The 20,934-nt window shown below is 72.0% G+C and carries 20 protein-coding genes; 11 read left to right on the forward strand and 9 right to left on the reverse strand.

What is annotated here, in order from left to right:
• Positions 1-33: 33 nt before the first annotated feature.
• Positions 34-525, reverse strand: coding sequence for a winged helix-turn-helix transcriptional regulator (locus tag OG943_RS15640; RefSeq protein ID WP_328610500.1), 492 nt, complete (start codon positions 523-525; stop codon positions 34-36).
• Positions 526-669: 144 nt separating this feature from the next.
• Between OG943_RS15640 and OG943_RS15645 the strand changes: the two genes are divergently transcribed.
• Together OG943_RS15645 and OG943_RS15650 are read left to right on the forward strand one after the other, a co-directional pair.
• Positions 670-1,620 carry a hypothetical protein gene (locus OG943_RS15645; protein ID WP_328610501.1) on the forward strand — a complete coding sequence of 317 codons (951 nt, stop codon included), beginning with the start codon at positions 670-672 and terminating at the stop codon, positions 1,618-1,620.
• Positions 1,621-1,654: 34 nt separating this feature from the next.
• The gene (locus tag OG943_RS15650) at positions 1,655-2,131 is read left to right on the forward strand and encodes a DIP1984 family protein (RefSeq protein WP_328610502.1); all 477 of its coding nucleotides are present in this window, start codon (positions 1,655-1,657) and stop codon (positions 2,129-2,131) included.
• A gap of 283 nt (positions 2,132-2,414) precedes the next feature.
• Here OG943_RS15650 and OG943_RS15655 read toward each other — a convergent pair whose 3' ends face one another.
• On the reverse strand, positions 2,415-3,104 hold the full coding sequence (locus OG943_RS15655; RefSeq protein ID WP_328610503.1) for a flavin reductase family protein: 690 nt from the start codon (positions 3,102-3,104) through the stop codon (positions 2,415-2,417).
• 68 nt (positions 3,105-3,172) lie between these two features.
• The gene (locus OG943_RS15660; protein ID WP_442874789.1) at positions 3,173-3,931 is read right to left on the reverse strand and encodes a sulfite exporter TauE/SafE family protein; all 759 of its coding nucleotides are present in this window, start codon (positions 3,929-3,931) and stop codon (positions 3,173-3,175) included.
• A gap of 155 nt (positions 3,932-4,086) precedes the next feature.
• Between OG943_RS15660 and OG943_RS15665 the strand changes: the two genes are divergently transcribed.
• Positions 4,087-7,248: a discoidin domain-containing protein gene (locus OG943_RS15665; RefSeq protein ID WP_442874724.1), complete on the forward strand. Its 3,162-nt coding sequence runs from the start codon at positions 4,087-4,089 to the stop codon at positions 7,246-7,248.
• A 14-nt stretch (positions 7,249-7,262) separates the two neighbouring features.
• On the opposite strand, the gene OG943_RS15670 is transcribed toward OG943_RS15665, so the two are convergent.
• Complete coding sequence (locus OG943_RS15670) at positions 7,263-7,919, reverse strand: GTP cyclohydrolase II (protein WP_328610505.1); 657 nt, start codon at positions 7,917-7,919, stop codon at positions 7,263-7,265.
• 101 nt (positions 7,920-8,020) lie between these two features.
• Between OG943_RS15670 and OG943_RS15675 the strand changes: the two genes are divergently transcribed.
• On the forward strand, positions 8,021-8,494 hold the full coding sequence (locus OG943_RS15675; protein WP_328610506.1) for a MarR family winged helix-turn-helix transcriptional regulator: 474 nt from the start codon (positions 8,021-8,023) through the stop codon (positions 8,492-8,494).
• Between the two features lie 43 nt (positions 8,495-8,537).
• On the opposite strand, the gene OG943_RS15680 is transcribed toward OG943_RS15675, so the two are convergent.
• The 3 genes from OG943_RS15680 to OG943_RS15690 form a co-directional block, all read right to left on the reverse strand.
• A complete protein-coding gene (locus OG943_RS15680; protein ID WP_328610507.1) occupies positions 8,538-9,272 on the reverse strand; it encodes an FHA domain-containing protein in 735 nt (244 codons plus the stop codon).
• Positions 9,273-9,385: 113 nt separating this feature from the next.
• On the reverse strand, positions 9,386-10,177 hold the full coding sequence (locus OG943_RS15685) for an FHA domain-containing protein (protein ID WP_328612072.1): 792 nt from the start codon (positions 10,175-10,177) through the stop codon (positions 9,386-9,388).
• Between the two features lie 5 nt (positions 10,178-10,182).
• A complete protein-coding gene (locus tag OG943_RS15690; RefSeq protein ID WP_328610508.1) occupies positions 10,183-12,015 on the reverse strand; it encodes a serine/threonine-protein kinase in 1,833 nt (610 codons plus the stop codon).
• 292 nt (positions 12,016-12,307) lie between these two features.
• Between OG943_RS15690 and OG943_RS15695 the strand changes: the two genes are divergently transcribed.
• The 5 genes from OG943_RS15695 to OG943_RS15715 all read left to right on the forward strand — a co-directional run bounded on the left by OG943_RS15695 (position 12,308) and on the right by OG943_RS15715 (position 16,621).
• Positions 12,308-12,577: a DUF3040 domain-containing protein gene (locus tag OG943_RS15695; protein WP_328610509.1), complete on the forward strand. Its 270-nt coding sequence runs from the start codon at positions 12,308-12,310 to the stop codon at positions 12,575-12,577.
• 72 nt (positions 12,578-12,649) lie between these two features.
• On the forward strand, positions 12,650-13,678 hold the full coding sequence (locus OG943_RS15700; RefSeq protein ID WP_328610510.1) for a DNA polymerase IV: 1,029 nt from the start codon (positions 12,650-12,652) through the stop codon (positions 13,676-13,678).
• Positions 13,679-13,723: 45 nt separating this feature from the next.
• Positions 13,724-14,500: a GAF and ANTAR domain-containing protein gene (locus OG943_RS15705; RefSeq protein WP_442874725.1), complete on the forward strand. Its 777-nt coding sequence runs from the start codon at positions 13,724-13,726 to the stop codon at positions 14,498-14,500.
• A 328-nt stretch (positions 14,501-14,828) separates the two neighbouring features.
• On the forward strand, positions 14,829-16,304 hold the full coding sequence (gene ahcY / locus OG943_RS15710; protein WP_328610511.1) for an adenosylhomocysteinase: 1,476 nt from the start codon (positions 14,829-14,831) through the stop codon (positions 16,302-16,304).
• A 161-nt stretch (positions 16,305-16,465) separates the two neighbouring features.
• Complete coding sequence (locus OG943_RS15715) at positions 16,466-16,621, forward strand: hypothetical protein (protein WP_328610512.1); 156 nt, start codon at positions 16,466-16,468, stop codon at positions 16,619-16,621.
• Between the two features lie 251 nt (positions 16,622-16,872).
• Here the strand turns inward: OG943_RS15715 and OG943_RS15720 are convergent, their stop codons facing one another.
• Entirely contained in the window at positions 16,873-17,085 is a 213-nt protein-coding gene (locus tag OG943_RS15720) for a hypothetical protein (protein ID WP_328612074.1), read from the reverse strand.
• 238 nt (positions 17,086-17,323) lie between these two features.
• Complete coding sequence (gene ku / locus OG943_RS15725; RefSeq protein ID WP_328610513.1) at positions 17,324-18,208, reverse strand: non-homologous end joining protein Ku; 885 nt, start codon at positions 18,206-18,208, stop codon at positions 17,324-17,326.
• A 203-nt stretch (positions 18,209-18,411) separates the two neighbouring features.
• Between ku and OG943_RS15730 the strand changes: the two genes are divergently transcribed.
• Positions 18,412-19,056 carry a TetR/AcrR family transcriptional regulator gene (locus OG943_RS15730; protein ID WP_328610514.1) on the forward strand — a complete coding sequence of 215 codons (645 nt, stop codon included), beginning with the start codon at positions 18,412-18,414 and terminating at the stop codon, positions 19,054-19,056.
• Positions 19,057-19,135: 79 nt separating this feature from the next.
• A complete protein-coding gene (locus tag OG943_RS15735; RefSeq protein WP_328610515.1) occupies positions 19,136-20,869 on the forward strand; it encodes an ABC transporter ATP-binding protein in 1,734 nt (577 codons plus the stop codon).
• Positions 20,870-20,934 lie beyond the last annotated feature (65 nt).

Raw genomic sequence — 20,934 nt, forward strand, 5'->3', positions numbered from 1 at the left:
TTAGAACCGTCATAAACACTCACGAGTCCTGGGTCAGGAAACCGGATCGACGAGCGGGACCGGCTCGCGGGAACGCCACGGCCGATACCACAGCTGTTCCTCCCGCGGCATCGGCTCACCGCAGTGCGCGCAGTGCTCGGCGGGGCGGGTCTTCGCGCCGCAGGCCCGGTGGATGACGCGCATGCGCCCGGCCGGCGGGTCGGCGCGGGTGTGCTCGTCGCCCCAGGCGGCGAGGGCCAGCAGGACCGGCAGGGCGTCCGCGCCCGCCTTCGTGAGCCGGTACTCGTCGCGGGTGCGGCCGCCGTCGCGGTAGGGCACGCGGGCGAGCAGGCCCGCTTCGGTGAGCTTGCCGAGCCGGGTGGAGAGCACGTTGTCCGCGATGCCGAGCTCGCCGCGGAATTCGTCGAAGCGGGTGGTGCCGGTGTTGGCGTTGCGCAGGATCAGCAGCGTCCACGGCTCGCCGAGGACGTCGACCGCGCGGGCGATGGGGCAGGCCTGCCCGGCCCACTCGATCCGTCGTGCCATTGCCGCCGCTCCCTCTGCCTTGCGCCGTGCAAGCCGTTGCCGACGTTAGCACGCACCCTCGACCACAGCCTCTCCACAGCAAGACACAGGAAACGGACAGGCGGAATCGGCTGCCGATCGGAACTCCCGGCGCGTTGTCGGGATATGGCAGAACGGCTGAGATGGGTCCTCGCGGGCGCCGGGCTCACGGCGGCGGCTGTGACGGCCGTCGTCGCGCTCACCGCGGGCAGCACCACGGTGACGCCGGCCGCGGTCACCGAAACGCCTTCTCCGACACCGTCTACCCCGGCGTCGTCTTCGAGCAGTCCCCCACCGTCCACAAGTGAATCCCCCACCACTGCGCCGGAGGTCGCGTTGCCGGATCCCGCCGCGGTGGCCGAAGAAGTGACGGACGCGGTGACCGCGGCGTCGAAGGGCACGCACGTGGGCCTCGTGGTGCTCGACCGCAAAACCGGCGACACACTCGCCTCCACCGGCGCGGATACGCCGTACTACACCGCGTCCGTGGTCAAGCTCCTGATCGCGCTGGACTCGCTGTACGACGCCGGCGCCTGGCAGGTGCCGGCCGACGGCGACGAAACCGACCTCACCGACATGCTCGCCGGGAGCGACGACGCCATCGCGTCGCGGCTGTGGGAGGAGGACGGCGGGACCACGATCGTCGGGCGGATGGCCGATCTCATGGGTCTGGACCACACCGTCGCGCCGGCCGACCCCGGGCAGTGGGGCATGACGAAGATGAGCCCCGACGACGTCGTCACCACCTACCAGTACCTGGAAGACACCGTGCCCGACGACACGGCACAGCCGCTGCTCACCGCGATGGCCGACGCGCGCCAGCCGGCCGACGACGGGTATCCGCAGTACTTCGGCATCCCCGACGGGCTGCCGGGCTCGACGTGGGAGATCAAGCAGGGCTGGATGATCCTGCGCTCGGCGCTGGTGCTGAACACCACGGGCATCGTCGACTCGCGGTACGTCGTAGTGCTGCTCACGCAGCAGCCCGCCGCCACCTCCTCGGCGAAGGGGCGCGCCGCCGTCACCGCCGGCATCAAGGCACTGGCCCCGACGCTCACGGCGGCGGCCGCCGACTGATAAATCGCTGGCGTGGCAGTGGATACTGGTGATCATGAGTGGGGAGATGAAGCTCGCGGAGGCGCTCGCGCTGCGCTCCGACGCCACGAAGCGGGTCGAGCAGCTGCGCACGCGCATCGTCGCGAACGCGCGTTACCAGGAGGGCGAGACGCCGGCCGAGGACGCGGCGGAGCTGCTGGCCGACGCCGGCTCCACATTGGACGAACTGGAGTCGCTGATCCGCCGGATCAACCGCACCAACTCGGCCACGCCGCTGGGCTCCGGCACGATGACCGACGCCCTCGCCCGCCGCGACGTGCTCCGCCTGCGGCACAGCGTGCTCACCGCGGCCGCCGACGCCGCGGCCGGGCGTGCTCAGGGCGTCGGCCGGCAGCTGCGTTCGGAGCTGCGGTACCTGGCCGCCCTGCCGGTCGCCGAGCTGCGCGAGCGGGCCGACCGCGTGGCCGTGGAGCTGCGCCAGGTGGACGTGGACATCCAGCGCACCAACTGGGAGGCCGACCTCCTGGACTGAACGGCTTCGGCACGGAAAGTTGTTAACCCGCCCCGGGAAAGCGAGCACAAGCCGAGAGCCGGCGGTCTTTCCGGCTCCCTCCTGGCGCACGGTGGGCAGTGCAGGGGTTCGATTCCCCCTCGACAGTGCAGCCCAGCACCAGGCACAGGTGATCGCGCACGCGGCACACCTCACCACCACGTGCTGATTCCCGGAGCGGGTGAGGGCGGGTCAGGGGATTTTCCGTGCCGTCGAGCGGCGTCTCCCGGTTTCACGATCGGGAGACGCCGCTTTTTTCGTCCGCTTACACGGACGCCGACCGGGCCCGGTCGATGTCCGGGCCGCGGTAGAGGCGCTCCGAGATCCGGGCCAGCGTCGACTCGTGGACCTGCGGGCCCAGGCCGTACAGCTGCTGGAAGCTCATGATCAGCGGGCGCCAGCGGTCGGGGTCGATGCGGTCGGCCGTGCCGGGGACGCGGATGTCCTCGTGCACGAAGACGCGCTGGACGCGGACCTCCAGGCCGACCACGCCGCCGCGCTGGGCCTCGTCCTCGTCGGCGAACGGATGAACCGCCTCCAGCACGGCCTCCATGGCGACCGGGCACTCGGCGACGCGCGGCGGCGCCACCGTCTCGGACGGGACCGGAGTGAGGCCCGCGCGCCCGAACTTGTCCGCGACGTGGAAGTAGCCGCGCTTCAGCTTGCCCGGCGGCACCGGGTCGGACCCCGTGGTCAGCGCGAGCCGGTCCACCGCCGCGGCCAGCGCGTCGGACGGCAGGTTCAGCACGCATTCGCGGGTGCGCCGCAGGTTCACGGTCGTCTTCGAGCGCGCGCCGAGCCCCAGCATGCCGCGCCAGCCCAGCCAGAACGCCGACGACATCGGCGCCAGGTTCGGTGAACCGTCCTCATTGGACGTGGAGATCAGCACCACCGGCGTGCCGAAGTACAGGATGCCCGGCTCGATGGCCGTGTGGGCGGGAAAAGTGGTGTTCACGGCTCCAGTCTGCGAACCCCGCCGCCCCGGGGCTGGCGGGAAACGGACGTGACGATCGCGGGTCCGCCTCAGCCCGCGAACGCGGCCCGGCCGAGCACCACCGCGAGCGCCAGCCCGCCGATCCCGATCGCGATCCGCAACGGGGTCGCGGGCAGGTACCGCACGATCACCGAGCCCAGCCACGAGCCCGCCACCGAGCCCACGCACAACGCGAGCGCGGCGGGCCAGACGACGTCGCCGGTGAAGCAGAAGATGACCGCGGCGATCAGGTTCGCGGTGCCGGTGGCGATGTTCTTCGCGGCGTTCGTGCGGGCCAGTGGCTGGCTCCAGACCGTGGTGAGCAACGCGAGCATCAGCACGCCCGCCGCCGCGCCGAAGTAACCGCCGTAGACGCCGACCAGGAACGCGGCGACACCCGTCACCGGGCCGATCCCCCGGTGCTCCGCGTGTTCGGCCAGCCGGCGCAGCCGCGGCCCGGCCATCAGCACCAGCGACGCGCCCCCGATCAGCCAGGGCACCACCTTCGTGAACGCGCCGGACGGGGTCAGCAGCAGCACCAGGCTCCCGCAGCCGCCGCCGGCCGTGGTGATCAGGCACAACGGCAGCAGCCGCCGGCCCTGGCCCTTCAGCTCCGGCCGCGCGCCGGCCGCCGCACCGACCGTGGTGCCGAGCATCGCGACGGTGTTGGTCATGTTCGCGGCCAGCGGCGGCAGCCCGGCCGCCAGCAGCGCGGGGTACGACACGAGCGAGGCCAGCCCCGCCGTCGCGCCGGTGAGCCCCGCGCCTGCCCCGGCCAGCACCAACAGGGCGAGTTCGCCCGCGTCCATGATCACCCGCCCATCAGACCATGCCGGGCCGTCCCCGCCGGCGGCGTCCCGCTGTCCGAAATCGGACGGGTTCGGCCCCGGCCCTTGCCCGGGGCCGGACGCCGCCGCCACAATCGCGCCGACACGATGACAAGGTTGTCAGCGAGGTGACGGTGGTGCACGGACCGGATGGGCTGAACCGGCGGCAGGCCCTGCGCGTACTGGGCGCGGGCGGGGTGGCGGTGTTCGCCGCGGGCCTGGTGACACCGATGGCAGCGGCGGCCGGGAGCGCGCCCGCCGGAAGCACGGGAAGCGCCGGGAGCGCCGCGGGTGGTCCACCCGACGACGTCGCCGCGACGTACCTCCGGGTCCTGCTGCGGCACACCCGCTGGGCCGAGGCGCAGTTCGACGCCGCGAAGGGGATCTACCCGGCCACGGACTTCACCTTCGCCGTGGTGCTGGGCAACGCCGTGCTGCTGACCCGCGACGGCTACGACGCGTCGGTGACCGGTGTGCCGCGCGACGTGCTGCACACGCACACCGTCGGCACCATCCGGCACTTCGCGGCGTCCAACCTGCTCACCGGCGGCACCGAATGGGGCCGGCGGCTGTTCTTCGACACCACTTTCCAGTCCTACTTCCAGCTCGCCGCGCGTCTACTGTGGACGGACCTGGACGACGCGACCCGCGCGAACGTCACGAAGATCGCCACCGGCCAGGCCGCGTACACCACCGCGCTCGGCACGGGCAACGACCCGATGTCCGGTGACTGGACCCCGCACGGTTTGAGCGGCGGTTACGTCGGTGACACGAAGCTCGAGGAGATGGGCGTCTACGCCCAGTCGCTGGCGCCCGGGCTGGCGTGGGCGCCCGGCGACCCGCGCGCGGGCGCGTGGCGCGCCTCCTTCGGCGCCTGGAGCCGGAACGAGGGCGGCCTGCCCGCCGCGGACCTGGCCAATCCCCGGCTGGTCGACGGGATCGCCGTCTCCGCGAACACCGCGACCAACCTGTACGACACGTTCCTGGTGGAGAACCACGGCTCGTTCGGGCCGCACTACCAGGAAGAGCTGTGGCGGACCTCGGGCCGCAACGCGATGCACTTCCTGCTTTCCGGCCAGCCGCTGCCCGAAGTGCTCACCGCACAGCCGAACGGGGAACTGCTGTGGCGCACCATGTTGCTGATGACCAGCGACGCGGGCGAGCCGCTGATGCCGATGGTGAACGACCGTGAGCACCTCTACGGCCGGGACGTCATCCCGCTCGCCTTCCGCGCGCAGGTGCTCGGCGACCGGTACGCGGCGCGGGCCGAAGCGGACCTCGCCGCGCGGCTGGAGCCGTACCAGGCCTACCCGCCGGCCGACCGCGTCACGAAGTTCTCCGGCGAGCCGAAGTACGAGCCGGAGGCGCGCGCGGAGATCGCGATCAGCTACCTGCTGCACGAATGGCGCGCCCGTCACGGCGGGACGGTGCGGCCGGTGAGCGTGGCGGAGTTCGACGCGCACGCCGTGGGCGCCGCCGACTTCGGCACCGGCCCCGGCCTGCTCGCGCACCGCTCCCCCGCGGCGTGGGCGGCGACGGTCACCAAGCCCGGGTTCGTCAAGTTCGCCTGGCAGCCGCACCACGACGACTGGCTTTTCGCCCTCAGCGGCGCGACGCCGATGTTCCTGCCGTCGACCGCGCTCTCCGTACGCGAGCGCCACACCGCGACGTGGACGAAGGTCCGTGACGGCTTCGACGGCAGCGTCGGCGTGCTGAAGTTCGACACCGGGTACGCGGGCTTCGCGACCCTGCCGACCGGCGCCGCCGTGTACGCGAGCACGGGCGTGGCGGACGGCGAAGGCGTCGTGTCCGTCTACAACCTCGACATGCCCGGCATGCCCGGTCTGGACGGCGGCCGTACTTACCGCGCCGCCGAAGGCACCGTGACCGTCCCGGTCGCGAAGGCGCCTCCCGCGGGCGGCCGGGTCGACAACCTCGTGTTCCCGGCCGTGACCGCCCGGTACGTCCGGATGCTCGGTGTGCAGCCGGATCCGGCCTACGGCTATTCGTTGTGGGCGTTCGAGGTCCGCGACGGCGCGGCCGGTGCCGACCTCGCGCGGGCCGGGACCGCGTCAGCGTCGTCCGCCGCGCCGGGCAAAGAGGCGAAGTTCACCACCGACGGCGACGCGGCGACGCGCTGGGCGGTGTCGACGGCCGACCGGCCGCGCGCGGACAGCTGGCTCGCGGTGGACCTCGGCGCGCCGCACGCGTTCGACCGCGTCAGGCTCAGCTGGGAGGCTGCGGCGGGGCGAAAGTACAGCGTGGAGACTTCGGCCGACGGCGTCACGTGGGCTCCGGCGGCGACCTACCCGAAGCCCGCGCTCAGCACCACGGGCGGCTGGCTGGACGTCGACGGCCGGGCCGGCTTCGTCGTCACCGGCGCCGGGCGGCCGATCACCGTGTCCGGCGACCGGGTCGTGCTCGCGGACGGGCCGGTCGCGCCGATGCTGGTGGAGTGCTACCCGGACCCGCGCGGTCTCGCCGACACCGCCCGCCGGGCGCGGCCAGCGAGCAGCGCACCGTCCGTGCGTGCGTCCGTTGTGGACGGTCACCTGGTGCTGCTCAACCTCGCCGGCGCTGCGGCGACAGCGGTGGTCTCGCTGCCGCAGACCGGCGGGACCGTCGCGCTGTACCGGGGCGAGCAGGTGGTGACGCCTCGCGGATCCGACCTGACGGTTGCGCTGGCCCCCGCGGAAGGACGGATCGAGCCCGCGTGGTTCACCCTGCGTGGCACCTTCGGCCGCGCGGTACCGCCCCGGCTGCGAGCGACGGTGTCCCACGCGGCCGAGCTGAAGCTCACCGCTCCGGCCGGCGCGCCGGTGCTGCTGACCGTCGAGCCGGCGGGGGAACCCGCGCGCTCGGTCATGGTCCCCGGTGGCCGCACGGTCACCGTCGCCGCGCGGCAGACCCGCCCGTACCCGCTGGACGACCTGGCGCTCGGCGCCGTCACCTTCCCGGCGGAGCCGCTGCCGCAAGGGATGTCGTCCCCCGGAGCCGCCGTCGACGACAACCCGGCGACCGCGTGGCGTCCCGGGTCTGACGGCCGGATGGTGGTCGACCTCGGCTCCGTCGTGACGGTCGCCGCCGCCGAGCTGGCGTGGGCACCGGGCCGGATTCCTGCCGCCGCGGTGGAGTACAGCACCGACGGCCGGACTTACACCACGGCGGCCACGCCCGGCCGTGACCGTGGCCGCACGGTTTCGGTGCCGCTGAAGGCACAAGCGCGTTACGTCGCGGTCCGCGTCACCGGCTCGCGAACTGGCGACGCGGGACTGACGCGGCTGAGTGTCCACGGCTGACCAAAGGGGACGACTCAGCTGGCGATATGCCCAAGCCCCGCAGGCAAAGCAAGACTGTGCCCCGTGTGCTCGACCTTCGCGCGCAAGTACCGCACATTCGTCTCGGTCGCGAACACCCCGGTACGCACGCGCTCACGCACGTCGATGCCGCCCGCGGTCAGCTGGGCGGCCTTGTCCGGGTTGTTCGACAGCAGGTCGACCCGGTCGACGCCGAGGGCCTGCAGCATCTGCGCGGCGGCGGTGTAGTCGCGGGCGTCCTCGGGCAGGCCGAGGGCGGCGTTGGCCGCGTAGGTGTCGAGGCCGTCGTCCTGCAGCGCGTACGCGTCGAGCTTGTTGTAGAGGCCGATGCCGCGGCCCTCCTGGCGCAGGTACAGCAGGTAGCCGCCGGCCTCGGAGATGCGGGCGACCGACTCGCGCAGTTGCGGGCCGCAGTCGCAGCGGGCCGAGCCGAAGACGTCGCCGGTCAGGCACTCGGAGTGCATGCGCACCAGCGGCACCGGGCCGGGTTCGCCGAGCACGAACGCGAGGTGCTCCAGCCCGTCGGCGAGCCCGCGGAACGTGACGGCCTCCGCCTCGACGGCCAGACCCTCACCGAAGACGTCCGGGCCACCGTCGAACCGCAGCGGGATCCGCACCCGCGTACGCACCTCCGCCGCTGCCACCGTGGTCATCGACCAGCTCCGTTCACCCCTGGTGGTTCAAATTCGAACCATGCCTTGATCGACCCTACAACATGGTTCAAATTGGAACAACCTGCGTTACCCTTGGTCCTATGGCCGAACCCCGATGGCTCACCGAGCGCCAGCTGCAGACCTGGCAGGCCTTCCTGGCGGTGAGCTCGCAGCTCAACCGGCGCGTCGAACAGCAGCTGCGGGACGACGCGGGTCTTTCGCACCCACAGTACGAAGTTCTGGCCCGCCTCGCCGCCGCCGGCGGCGCGCTGCGGATGACCGACCTCGCGGGCGCGGCGCTGACGTCGAAGAGCGGGCTGAGCTATCAGGTCGGCCAGCTGGAGAAGGCGGGCCTGGTCGGCCGCCGCTCGTGCGAGTCCGACGACCGCGGCGTGATCGCCTTCCTCACCGAACACGGCTGGTCGGAGCTGCGGGCCGCCGCCGCGGGCCACGCCGGGCTGGTCGGCGAACTGCTCGTCGACGCGCTGAGCCCGGACCAGTTCGCCGCCTTCAGCGCGGCACTGGAGACCCTCGCGACGCACCTGAACCAAGGGGCGCGGAAAACCACTGTGTGACGCTCTTCACGGACCACGCCTCAGCCGGACCGCGGAGGGAAAGTCACCGGCCGGTCGTCGCCTGAGTCCAATCGACACCGCTGTCCCCCGAGGACCCGCCCAGCAGCGCCAGGTCCGGCGGCACCAGCACCGCCGCGGCGAGCAGGGCTTCGAGCAGCGGCCCGTCCGCGGAGCCCGGCTGGAAGCGGGCACGCACCTGCTCCACGACCACCCCCACCGCCGCCGCGCTCCAGGCACCCGCCGGGTCCAGGCGCAGCAGCTGGTCCGCCGCGCGCAGCAGCGGCAGTGGGCGCGGATGGGCCTCCCAGCGCAGGAAACTCTGGCCCAGCACGGCGAAAGCGAGCCGTTCGCGCGCCCGCAGCACCCCTGCGGCCGCGGGCGGCACGACCGGGCTCCCGTCGGCGACACGGACCTCCAGCACGTGCTCGCGCCCCCGCGAGCCATGCACGTACAACGGCAGGTAACCCGCCGGGAGCGGCACGGGGGCGGCGCCGGTGAACAACAGCCGCGACTCCGGCAGCCGCAGCGGTACCTTGCCCGTGGCCCGCACCCACCAGCGGTCGCGATCGTGCTCGAGCACGCCGTGACGACGGCTGACGCGCCGGTCGTCCTCCCCCACCGGCACCGAGACCTCGGCCGTGTTGCGCCCGAACGTCACCGGCACCGGCGCCGAGGGCGGCACCAGCACTCCCCCGGCCGGCCCGAGCACCACCAGCGTCCCGGCCGGCGACGGGAACCCGTGCGCCAGACTGGGGTGCCCGGCGGGCAGTGTGCGCACCACCTCACCTGCCACGCCCTACCCCCAACCCGATCCGCGCGCCGGCCAACCCCACCGCACGCCGCGAGGCTAGCCGGGACCGCCGGGACCCCTCCCGGACCGACGAGCGCGGCTCAGCCGTCCTCGGCCACGTCCAGCAGCACCAGGTCCGGCGGCACGAGCGAGGTCGACAGCAGCAGCTCTTTCACGAGGTTGTCGTTGAGGGAATTGCCCACCGGCTCACCGACTTCTTCACGCGTCAGGCCCGCGACGCCCGCGCGCGCCAACCGCGCGCGGACCGCGACCACGAGGTGCTCCACGCGCTTCGAAGTCCAGCCGGCGGACGGTTCGAGTTCCGCGAGCTGCTCGGCGACCTGCCGCCACGCCATGGGCTGCGGGTAGGGCTGCTGCAGCAGGTACCGCTGCGCCAGCGACACCAGCGCCAGCCGCTCTTCCGGGCTGAGCCGCCACATCCGCGGGGGCTCCGTGACGTCCTGGGGCCGTGACTCCGGCCGTCGCCCGTCCGCGCCCGCGACGTACAGCTCCAGCAGGTGCTCGCGGTCGGACGAGCCGCGGACGAACACCGCGGTGTAGCCCTCCGGCAACGGCACCGGCTCCTCCTCGGGGAAGAGCAGGCGCGAGCCGGGCAGCCGGATCGGCAGCCGGCCGGTGTTGTGCATCCACCACGCGTCGCCGCGGCACAGCAGGAAACCCTGGTGACGGCTGACTTTCCGGTCGTCCTCGCCGACGCACACGTGCACGTCCTCGCGGTTGCGTCCGAAAAGGACTTTCCGGCCGTCGCGCGGCGGCATCCGGACGCCGCCGGTGACGGCGAGGGCGAACACCGTGCCGGGCGCCGCCGAGGGCACCCCGTAGGCGAGGCTGCCGTGGTCGGCGCCCAGCGGCTCGGCGCCCTTGGCGCGCATCGAAGTCACGGCTTCGGCAGCTTCGCGACGACGTCGCCGGCCAGTGCCGTGGCGGGGGTGCAGAGCCGGTCCGACGGCGGGTCGCCGTGCACCACGACCTTGATCTGCTCGACGGCCGCCTCCCCCGCGGCGTCGGTGTACTGCCGGTACACCAGCAGAGCCTGGCAGGTCTTGGGCGCGAAGTCGTCGGTCAGGGTGTAGACGTCGTGCCCCGCGACGTCGACCAGCTGGCCCGACTTCGGCCCGGGCGGCTGGTCCCGGTCGAACATCACGGTGACCGCGCGAGTGGTCGCGTCGCTGTCCCAGTCACAGCCCCAGTTGCCGAACCCGGGCTGCACCCGCACCGGCGCCGTGACCCCCGCGGTGCTCGAGAGCGCGGCCTGGTCCAGCAGCGTGCACGCGTTGAGCTGGGCGAGCGAAGCCGCCGGGTACGGCGTCGTGCGCGCCGGCACGCCCGCGGTGGTGAGCACCTTCGTGGCCGAGGCGACGGCGAGGTCGGCCGCCTTGCAGACGTCGAGGTTGTCGCCCTGGTCGTCGCTGACGTCGACGCGCACCAGGTACTGGTCCTGCAGCTGCACCAGCCGGGTGCAGTCACCGTCCTGCGCGGGGTCGCCGAACACAGCGAACGGGCCCGAGCGGGTGCGCTGCCCGGCGGGCGCGCCGTCGCCGGGCGGGTCCAGCAGCTCCACCTTGACGTCGGCCTGCCTGGCCTCGCCGTCGCTGTCCTGGCCGCGCTGGATGATCACGTCGCAGCGGTCGAAGTTGCCGTAGTCCGGGTCGACCGCGGCGTCGCCGAACGTCTTCAGCGGCGCCGCGTCGACCAGGCGGCACGGGTCGGCCCCGGCCGGGTTCGCGCCGATGCCCAGCACCGCCGGCTTCACCGGGACGGCGGGCGGGCCCTGCGCGGCCGGCTCGGCCGGGTCGCGCACGAACACCAGGAACGCGGCCACGACCACCACCACGGCGGCCAGCACCGCCCCGCTGACCATGAGCCGACGGCGCCGCGCACTGTGCCGGCGACGGTGCGGCGGCGCGGCCGGAAGACCGTCGAGACTGCCGGCCAGCAGGTCGCGCGCCGCGGCCGCGGTGGGGCGCTCGGCGGGCGCGAACCGCATCAGGCCGGTCAGCGCCGGGGCCAGGCCGCCGGCGTTGCGGGGCTCCGGGACCGGGCCCTCGGCGGCCTGCCGGATGGTCGCGTACTCGTTGCCCCCGCCGAACGGGGGCGAGCCCTCGACCGCGGAGAAAAGCGTGGCGCCCAAGGAAAAGATGTCGGAGGCGGCGGTCGGCGGATGGCCCTGCGCGACTTCCGGCGCGAGGTAGCCGGGAGTGCCGCCGATGAGCGGCGAGTCGGTGATCGTCTCGTCGGTGCGGACCGAGCGCGAGATGCCGAAGTCGGTGAGCTTCGCCAGGCCCTGCTCGGTGATCAGCACGTTGCCGGGCTTGACATCACGGTGCACGATGCCGCGGTCGTGCACCGCCGCGAGCGCGTCGGCGAGCTGCACGCCGATCTCGGCCACGGTGCGTACCGGCAAGGCGCCTTCGGCCGCGAGGATTTCGGCGAGGCTGCGCGAGGGCACGTACTCCATCACGATCCACAGCTCGTCGCCCTCGGCGACGACGTCGTAGAAGGTGACCACGTTCGGGTGCTGCAGCCCGGCGGCGAGCCGGGCCTCGCGACGCAGCGTGCGGCCGCTCACCGCGTCGGAAAGACGGGCCTGCTTGAGCGCCACCACGCGGTCGAGGCGCTCGTCCCGCGCCCGCCAGACCACACCCATGCCCCCGGTGCCGGCCCGGCCCAGCAACCGATAACGCTCAGCGATCAGCTGGTCACCCTGCACCGACCGCTCCCCTCGGCGTGGCCCGACCTCCGTGACGTAACTCGCAGTAACGATACTGCATCCGCCTGTGTGGCGAACACCCGCCCGGGCGGGCCGTCACCGCCGGGTCGCCCGACCGGCCGATCAAGCGTCCACAGTGCACAGCCCTGGGCCCCGGCCGGCAACAGAGCCGCGGTATAGGCCGTTATACATCTTGCGACGGCCGGGTGAATCGCCCGTGGGGCGGTTGGCGGAACCCGGGCCTGGGTATTTGCGGGAGGTGCCGGCAGGCGGGCCGCCGAAGGAGACTTCCATGCTCAGTCACCATGATCGCAGCGAGCTGGAGAAGATCGAGCGCTGGTTCGAGGCCAGCGACCCGGAGCTGGTGGCCGCGCTGCGGGACGGCCGGCCCGCCCGGTCCCGCCGGCTGGTCACCGTGCTGCTGGTCTCGCTCGACGTGGCGGCCGTCGCGCTGCTCGTCGCCGGCATCGCGACCACCAGCCCCGCGCTCACGCTGTGCGCGCTGCTCGCCGCGGCGGGCGGGGTGACCGCGCACCTCGTCCGGCGGCACAATCGGTTCTGACGCTGGCTCGTTCCAAGCCGCCCGACCGCGCCTGACGTGCGGGAACGGGCCCGTCGCGCGCACACTGGGGGCGTGTCCGCCACGGCCTGGGTCCTGCACGTCGATCTCGACCAGTTCATCGCCGCGGTCGAGGTCGCGCGGCACCCGGAGCTGCGCGGCCGTCCCGTGGTGGTGGGCGGCAACGGCGATCCCGCCGAGCGCGCGGTCGTGGCCACCGCGTCGTACGAGGCCCGCGAGTTCGGGGTGCGGTCCGGCCTGCCGCTGCGGCTGGCCGCGAAACGCTGTCCCGGCGCGGTTTTCCTGCCCAGCGACCCGCCCGCCTACCAGGAGGTCTCCGACCGCGTGATGGCGCGGCTGCGCGAGTTCCCGGTGGTGGTCGAGGTGCTCGGCTGGGACGAGGCGTTCCTCGGCGTGGCCACGGACGACCAGGAGGGGCTCGCGGCCGAGGTCCGCCGCGGCGTCGCCGAGGAGACCGGGTTGTCCTGCTCGGTCGGCATCGGTGACAACAAGCTGCGCGCCAAGCTCGCCACCGGGTTCGCCAAACCGGCCGGGGTTTTCCGGCTGACGCGGGAGAACTGGTGGGACGTGATGGCCGAGCGGCCCGCGGACGCGCTGTGGGGCATCGGCCGCAAGACCGCGAAAAAGCTCGAAGAAGCGGGCTGGACGACCGTGCTGGAGCTGGCCGGCTCCGACCCGGCCGACCTCGCCACGCGGTTCGGCCCCCGGCTCGGCCCGTGGTACCGGCTGCTCGCCGGCGGGATCGGCGACGCCGAGGTCAGCGCCACGCCCTACGTCGCCCGCTCGCGCGGCCGTGAGACGACCTTCCAGCAGGACCTCACCGACGCGGGCGCGATCGCCGACCAGGTCGGCGTGCTGGCCGGCCGCGTCGCCCAGGACGTCGTGGCCGAGGGACGCCCGGCGGCGCGCGTCGAGGTGAAGGTCCGCTTCGCCCCGTTCCTCACCCACACCCACAGCGTCACGCTGCCCGAGCCGACGTCGGACGCCGGCGCCATCGGGCGGGCCGCGCGCGAGGTGCTCGGCCGGTTCGAGCTGACCCGGCCCGTGCGGCTGCTGGGCGTGCGGGCCGAGTTCCCGCGGTGACGCGCGTTTCGTTTCGCCACGGTCCGCGGCGGGGTATTCGCCGGAGTGACCATCGACGAGCGAGATTCCACGCTGCCCACCGGGCCGGATGACCGGCTCGCGGCGCTGGGCGACGAGTTCGCCCGGCTGACCAGGACGCTCCTGGCCGCGACCACGGTGGGCGAGGCGCTGCGGCAGCTCGTCACCGCCGCCGCCCAGCTCATCCCGTCCGCGTCGGTCGTCAGCATCACGCTGCGCGGGCCGGACGGCGCCTTCTCCACCCCGGTCGAGACCGACGAGGTCGCGATCGAGCTGGACCGGATCCAGTACCGGACCGGCGAGGGCCCGTGTGTCAGCGCGGCCCGCCCGGACGGCCCCGCGTATGCCGAAAGCCAGGACCTCGTTCGTGACACCGAGTGGCCGCGCTTCGGGCCGGCCGCGGCGGAGCACGGCGTCGGTTCAGTGCTCGCCACCGCGCTGCTGCCCGACGCCCGCCCGCCGGAGCTTTCCGGCGCCCTCAACGTGTACGCCCGCGGGCGCGCCGTCCTGACCCCGGAGGACCGCAACATCGCGCTGCTGCTGGCCACCCACGGCTCGCTCGCGCTGGCCACCACCCGGGCGCGGGCCCTGGCCGAGATGCAGACAGCCCAGCTGCGCCAGGCGATCGACTCACGTGACGTGATCGGCCAGGCGAAGGGCATCCTGATGCAGCGCCGCGGCGTGACCGCCGACGAAGCGTTCGATATCCTGCGCCGCACTTCGCAGGACCTGAACGTGAAGCTGGCCGAGCTGGCCGGCACGCTCGCGCGGCGGCACACCGAGATCGACCTGCCCGCGTCGTAACCCGCCTGCCCGCTTGACAGCGCCGCGGGCCGCTTGCCAAGGTGGAACCCGAAAACCACCTGCGCCGTCCTGCGGCGCGTTCCGGGCCGAGAGGCGCTGCGACGGGGTCAGGGGACCTCGCCACGCTCGGCCTGTGATCACCGGAAGAAGGGCGCCTCCTGCGAAGGAGGCGCTTTTTTGTCGTCCGCCAAGGAACTCCCCGCGCCGGACCCCGTCCGCGCCTCCTGAAACCCGGGCCCGCCCCCGGTGCCACCGCCGGTGTCGCCGTGTTCTGTCGTGCCCGGAAACCGTTGTGCCCCTTTGACTACCGAGGAAGTGAACAGCAGACATGAGTCCCACCCTGCGAAACCTCAACGGCGTCGAGTTCGCCGTGGCCGACCTGGCGCTGGCCGACGCGGGCCGCACGCAGCTGCGGCTGGCCGAGCACGAGATGCCCGGCCTGATGGCGATCCGCCGCGAGTTCGCCGCGACGCAGCCGCTCAAGGGCGCGCGCGTCGCCGGCTCGCTGCACATGACCGTGCAGACCGCCGTGCTGATCGAAACCCTGGTAGCGCTCGGCGCCGACGTGCGCTGGGTGTCCTGCAACATCTTCTCGACGCAGGACGAGGCCGCGGCCGCCGTCGTGGTCGGCCCCGGCGGCACGCCCGAGCGGCCCGAGGGCACACCCGTGTTCGCCTGGAAGGGCGAGACGCTCGACGAGTACTGGTGGTGCACCGACCTCCTGTTCCGGTTCGCCGGCGGGCAGTCGCCGAACATGCTCCTCGACGACGGCGGTGACGCGACCCTGCTCGTCCACAAGGGAGCCCAGTTCGAGGCGGCGGGCGCGGTGCCGCGGCCGGCCGCGGACGACCCGGACGAGTACGCGATCGTCCTGCGGACGCTCGCCGAGAGCCTCACGCAAGACCCGAAGCGGTTCACCCGCATCGCGGCCGAGGTCCGCGGCGTCACCGAGGAGACCACCAACGGCGTCAAGCGGCTCTACAAGCTCGCCACCGACGGGGAGCTGCTGTTCCCGGCGATGAACGTCAACGACTCGGTGACGAAGTCCAAGTTCGACAACAAGTACGGCATCCGGCACTCCCTCGTGGACGGCCTGAACCGCGCCACGGACGTGATGATCGGCGGCAAGCTCGCCGTGGTCTGCGGTTACGGCGACGTCGGCAAGGGCGCCGTCGAAGCGCTGCGCGGGCAGGGCGCGCGTGTGGTGGTCACGGAGATCGACCCGATCTGCGCGCTCCAGGCGGCGATGGAGGGCCTGGACGTGGTCGAGCTGGACGACGTGGTCGAGCGCGGCGACATCTTCCTCACCACCACGGGCAATTTCGGCATCATCTCCGCCGCCCAGATGGCACGGATGAAGCACAACGCGATCGTCGCGAACGTCGGCCACTTCGACAACGAGATCGACATGGCGGGGCTGGCGAAGACGCCGGGCATCACCAAGATCGAGATCAAGCCGCAAGTGCACGAGTGGCGCTTCCCGGCTACCGCGACCGGGGCGGCGCACTCGATCCTGGTGCTGTCCGAGGGCCGGCTGATGAACCTCGGCAACGCGACCGGGCACCCGTCGTTCGTCATGTCGAACTCGTTCTCGAACCAGGCGATCGCGCAGATCGAGCTGTTCACGAAGCCGGGCCAGTACCCGGTGGCCGTGCACCGCCTGCCGAAGCACCTCGACGAGAAGGTCGCGCGCCTGCACCTGGCCGCCCTCGGCGTCCGGCTGACGAAGCTCACCAAGGCCCAGGCCGATTACGTCGGCGTGGACGTGGAGGGCCCGTACAAGCTGGACCACTACCGGTACTGAGCCCCGCGAGCCGGTGCCAGGCCTGGCACTGGGCCGAACGCGAGCCGCGCTGCTCCGATCGTCCCCGTTTCGGGGCGGGTGAGAGCGGCGATCCTCCTGGGGTGCGCACCGAAAGCCCGGCAGCTCGCCGGGCCGCAGGGACGCGAAGGAGAGTGCGAACCGTGATTGTTCTCGGGATCATCCTGCTCGTCATCGGTTTCATCGTGGGCATCCCGGTCCTCTGGACCATCGGGATCATCCTCGCCGTGGCGGGAGCCGTGCTGGCCGTGGTCGGCAGCTCCGGCCGCCGCATCGGCGGCCGGGCGCACTGGTACTGAGCCGGCGCCTTGACAGGAATACCGGTCAAGGAAACGGAAAAATAAAGGGTCCTCCGGCTCCGAGGGGGAGGGAGAGCCGAAGGACCCCGTTAGTGTTAGCACACCGCTAAGCCGAATGTACACAGCTGCATACACGATCGGGTAAGGATCACCGGCTGCACCGGCAACCGGCCCCGGAAACCGTCAAGGCCTCCTTACCCGCGCCGGACGCGGGTAAGGAGGCCTTGACGGCCACTGGGCCGCGGGAGGGCTCAGGAAGCCTGCTGAAGCACCGTCTCCCGTTCGGCGGGCAGCGTGCACTCGCAGCCGCCGTCGACGGTGTGACAGTCGATGATCAGGGCGTGCCGGACCCGGTCCAGGTCCGTGCAGCCGGCGTCGGCGCACTCGGCGAACCCGCCGTCCGGGTGAACGATCAAGGTGCCGTGACAGTGGTCGATGCCGCTGGTGCAGAACGCGCACTCCATGCTCATGCCGCCTTCCGCGCTGATACTGGGGTTCTCGCCGGACGCTTTTCCTGGTACCCGGTTTTCTTGGTACCCGCTTTTCTTGGTACCACTGCTTTCTTGGTACCACTGCGGAGCGTCGGAGTCTGGCATACCGGCGGCGTGTCGCCGTCGCCCGGTCCGGTGGCCTGGCCCGAGACGCAGCTCAGCCCCGGTGCCGGCGACCGTCGAGACAGGACTCCGGGCGCGGTCCAGGCCGTCAGGCGCTCTTCGGCCGCCGGGTGCGGGTGGCGGGCTTCTTCGCGGCCGCCTTGCTTTCGCCGGTGCCTTCGCCCTCGCCGGTATCAGCGGCTTTCACGGGCTTGCGGGTCTTCTTGGCGGCCGAAACGCTCGCCTCCAGCGCGGCCATCAGGTCGAGCACGTCGGCCTTCGCGCCGACCGCGCCGGGCTTCGCCGTCTCGTTCCCGGCCACCTTCGCCTCGATCATCGCCTCGAGGGTCTCGCGGTAGTGGTCGGAGTACTTCTCGGACTCGAAGACCGGCTCGGCGAGCGAGTCGATCAGGGAGCCGGCCATGGTCAGCTCCTGCGGGCGCACCTGGGGCGGGTCCTCGCGCAGGAACGGGAAGTCCGGGGTGCGCACCTCGTCCGGCCACAGCATCGTGGTCATCACCAGCACGTCGCCGTGCACACGCAGCAGCGCGAGGCTCTCCCGCTGCCGCACCGCCACCTTGGCGACCGCCACGTGGCTCGCCTTCTGCAGCGCGTCGCGCAGCACCAGGTACGGCTTCACCGCGTTCTTCTGCGGCTCCAGGTAATAGGTCTTGTCGAACTGGATCGGGTCGATCGACTCCAGCGGCACGAACTCGAGCACGTCGATCGTGCGCTGCGTGGACAGCGGCAGCTCGGCGAGGTCGGCGTCGGTGAGCACCACCATCTCGCCGTCGGGCAGCTCGTAGCCCTTGGCGATCTCGGCGTACGGCACCTCCTGGCCGTCGACCGTGCAGAACCGCTTGTACTGGATCCGCCCGCCGTCGGCCTCGTGCACCTGGCGCAGCGAGACGTTCTTGTTCTCGGTGGCCGCGTACAGCTGGATCGGGATGCTCACCAGCCCGAACGAGACCGAGCCCTTCCACATCGCCCGCATGCCGCGCACCTCCGCCGTTGGCCGGAACGTACTCACGCTCGGTAACAACCGTAGCCCGAATCGTCCGGTCACGACAGTCGCCCGGGCGCCGATCGGCCGTTCGCCCGCGCCCGCCGCGTCCGGACCGGGTCCGAAACCATGCCCGAAAAGTGCGTGGCGCGCAGATTTTTGCGCGCCACGCAACTTTTGCTAAGCTCACGCGCATGTCCCCCGATTCCACTCCTGTCATGGGCCTGCGCGAGCGCAAGAAGCGCGCCGCGCGGAAAGCGCTCGCGAGCACGGCCCTGCGCCTGGCGATGGAGCGTGGCATGGACCAGCTGCGGGTCGAGGACATCGCGAACGAAGTGGGGGTTTCGCCGCGCACCTTCAACAACTACTTCTCGAGCAAGGAGCAAGCGGTCTGCTCGTTCATCGTCGAGCGACAGGAGCGCGTCCGTGACGCGCTGCGCGCCCGCCCGGCCGGCGAGCCGATCTGGGACGCCATCATCAACTCCGCCGTCGACCAGTCCGCGCGGGAGGAGCAGCCGCGGCGGGAGGACGTGCACCGGGTCCGCGACATGATGCACAACCACGGCCTGTTCGGGGAGATGCTGCGCGCCCACGCGGATGCCGAACGCATGCTGGCCGACGCGCTGGCCGAGCGCGCGGGCGAGGGGGCAAACCCGTTGCACGCGCGCATGCTGGCGGGGATCGTACAGAGCGCGTCCCGGATCGCCTTCCAGACCTGGCTGCAGAACAATGACGACCGGTCGTTCCTGCCACTGTTCGCGGAGCTCCTGCGCGAGGCCGCGGCCGGGATGCCCGAACTGACCGCGATGGCCGCCCGGGCCACCGCCGCGGCGCCGTAGCGGGGGCGAACACCCGGCGCCCGAAGCGAACACCAGAGTTGCCGAACCGAACCACCACCACTTGGGGGAGAACACGCCCGTGTTAGTCCGTCTGCTGCGCACTCATCTGCGCCCCTATCAAGCCACCCTGTGGCTCGTCGTCCTCTTACAGCTGGTGCAGACCCTCGCGGCGCTGTACCTCCCGACGCTGAACGCCGACATCGTCGACAACGGTCTCGTGAAGGGCGACACCGGCTACATCATCAGGATCGGCGGCGTGATGCTGCTGATCACCCTCGTGCAGATCGCCGCGTCGGTCGGCGCCGTCTACTTCGGCGCGCGCACCGCCATGGCCCTCGGCCGCGACGTCCGCGCGGCGGTGTTCCACCGTGTGCAGGACTTCTCCGCGCGCGAGGTCGGGCACTTCGGCACGCCGTCGCTGATCACCCGCACCACCAACGACGTCCAGCAGGTCCAGATGCTGGTGCTGATGACGCTGACGCTGATGGTGACCGCGCCGATCATGTGCGTCGGCGGCATCGTGCTGGCGCTGAACCAGAACGTGCCGCTCTCCAGCCTGCTGCTGGTCGCCGTGCCGGTCCTCGCCGTCTCGGTCGGCATCATCATCGCCCGGATGCGCCCGGCGTTCCGGCAGATGCAGACGCGCATCGACAAGATCAACCAGGTGATGCGCGAGCAGATCATGGGCATCCGCGTGATCCGCGCGTTCGTGCGCGACAAGCACGAGCGCGAGCGCTTCGGCCGCGCGAACGACGAGCTGCTCACCGTGTCGCTGCGGGTCGGCCGGCTGATGGCGATCATGTTCCCGACCGTGATGCTGGTGGTGAACGTCTCGAGCGTCGCCGTGCTGTGGTTCGGCGGGCACCTGATCGAGAGCGGCTCCATGACGATCGGCGCGCTGACCGCGTTCCTGGCCTACCTGCTGCAGATCCTGATGTCGATCATGATGGCCACCTTCATGTTCATGATGGTGCCGCGCGCCGAGGTCAGCGCCGAGCGGATCAGCGAGGTGCTGGACACCGAGTCCAGCGTCCGCCTGCCGCTCAAGCCCGTCTCCCCCGGCGCCGTGCACGGCCACCTGGAGCTGAGCGGCGTGGAGTTCCGCTACCCCGGCGCGGAGAAGCCGGTGCTGCAGGACATCTCGCTGCTGGCCCGGCCCGGTGAGACCACGGCAGTGATCGGCAGTACCGGCAGCGGCAAGACCACGCTGCTCAACCTGATCCCGCGGCTGATGGACGCCACCGAAGGCGCCGTGCGCGTGGACGGCGTCGACGTGCGCGAGCTCGACGCCGGTGTGCTCGCCTCAGCGGTCGGCATGGTGCCGCAGAAGCCGTACCTGTTCGCCGGGACGGTGGCGAGCAATCTGCGCTACGGCAAGCCGGACGCCACCGACGAAGAACTGTGGCACGCGCTGGAAGTGGCTCAGGGCAAGGACTTCGTCGAGCGGATGTCCGAGGGGCTCGACTCGCCGATCTCCCAGGGTGGCACGAACGTGTCCGGCGGCCAGCGCCAGCGCCTCGCCATCGCGCGGATGCTGGTGCACAAGCCGGGCATCTACCTGTTCGACGACTCGTTCAGCGCGCTGGACTACGCCACCGACGCGGCCCTGCGCCGGGCGCTGGCCGACGAGACGCGCGAGGCGACGGTGGTCATCGTCGCGCAGCGGGTCAGCACCATCCGGAACGCCGACCGCATCATCGTGGTCGACGAAGGCCGCGTCGTCGGCACCGGCACCCACCACGAACTGATGGACGGCAACGAAACGTACCGGGAGATCGTGCTTTCGCAGCTGACTGAGGCGGAGGCAGCGTGAGTACACCATGGCGAAGCACCACTCGCGATGCCGACTGGGTGCGGGTATCCCGCAAGGCACAGGAG

This window comes from Amycolatopsis sp. NBC_00345 (genome assembly GCF_036116635.1).
In the GTDB taxonomy this organism is placed as follows: domain Bacteria; phylum Actinomycetota; class Actinomycetes; order Mycobacteriales; family Pseudonocardiaceae; genus Amycolatopsis.

Bases quoted from the DNA above. Each gene is read 5' to 3' on its own strand.
- OG943_RS15640 (WP_328610500.1), bottom strand. From the start codon at position 525: ATGGCACGACGGATCGAGTGGGCCGGGCAGGCCTGCCCCATCGCCCGC.
- OG943_RS15645 (WP_328610501.1), top strand. From the start codon at position 670: ATGGCAGAACGGCTGAGATGGGTCCTCGCGGGCGCCGGGCTCACGGCG.
- OG943_RS15650 (WP_328610502.1), top strand. From the start codon at position 1,655: ATGAGTGGGGAGATGAAGCTCGCGGAGGCGCTCGCGCTGCGCTCCGAC.
- OG943_RS15660 (WP_442874789.1), bottom strand. From the start codon at position 3,931: ATGGACGCGGGCGAACTCGCCCTGTTGGTGCTGGCCGGGGCAGGCGCG.
- OG943_RS15670 (WP_328610505.1), bottom strand. From the start codon at position 7,919: ATGACCACGGTGGCAGCGGCGGAGGTGCGTACGCGGGTGCGGATCCCG.
- OG943_RS15675 (WP_328610506.1), top strand. From the start codon at position 8,021: ATGGCCGAACCCCGATGGCTCACCGAGCGCCAGCTGCAGACCTGGCAG.
- OG943_RS15685 (WP_328612072.1), bottom strand. From the start codon at position 10,177: ATGCGCGCCAAGGGCGCCGAGCCGCTGGGCGCCGACCACGGCAGCCTC.
- OG943_RS15695 (WP_328610509.1), top strand. From the start codon at position 12,308: ATGCTCAGTCACCATGATCGCAGCGAGCTGGAGAAGATCGAGCGCTGG.
- ahcY (WP_328610511.1), top strand. From the start codon at position 14,829: ATGAGTCCCACCCTGCGAAACCTCAACGGCGTCGAGTTCGCCGTGGCC.
- OG943_RS15720 (WP_328612074.1), bottom strand. From the start codon at position 17,085: ATGGAGTGCGCGTTCTGCACCAGCGGCATCGACCACTGTCACGGCACC.
- ku (WP_328610513.1), bottom strand. From the start codon at position 18,208: ATGCGGGCGATGTGGAAGGGCTCGGTCTCGTTCGGGCTGGTGAGCATC.
- OG943_RS15730 (WP_328610514.1), top strand. From the start codon at position 18,412: ATGTCCCCCGATTCCACTCCTGTCATGGGCCTGCGCGAGCGCAAGAAG.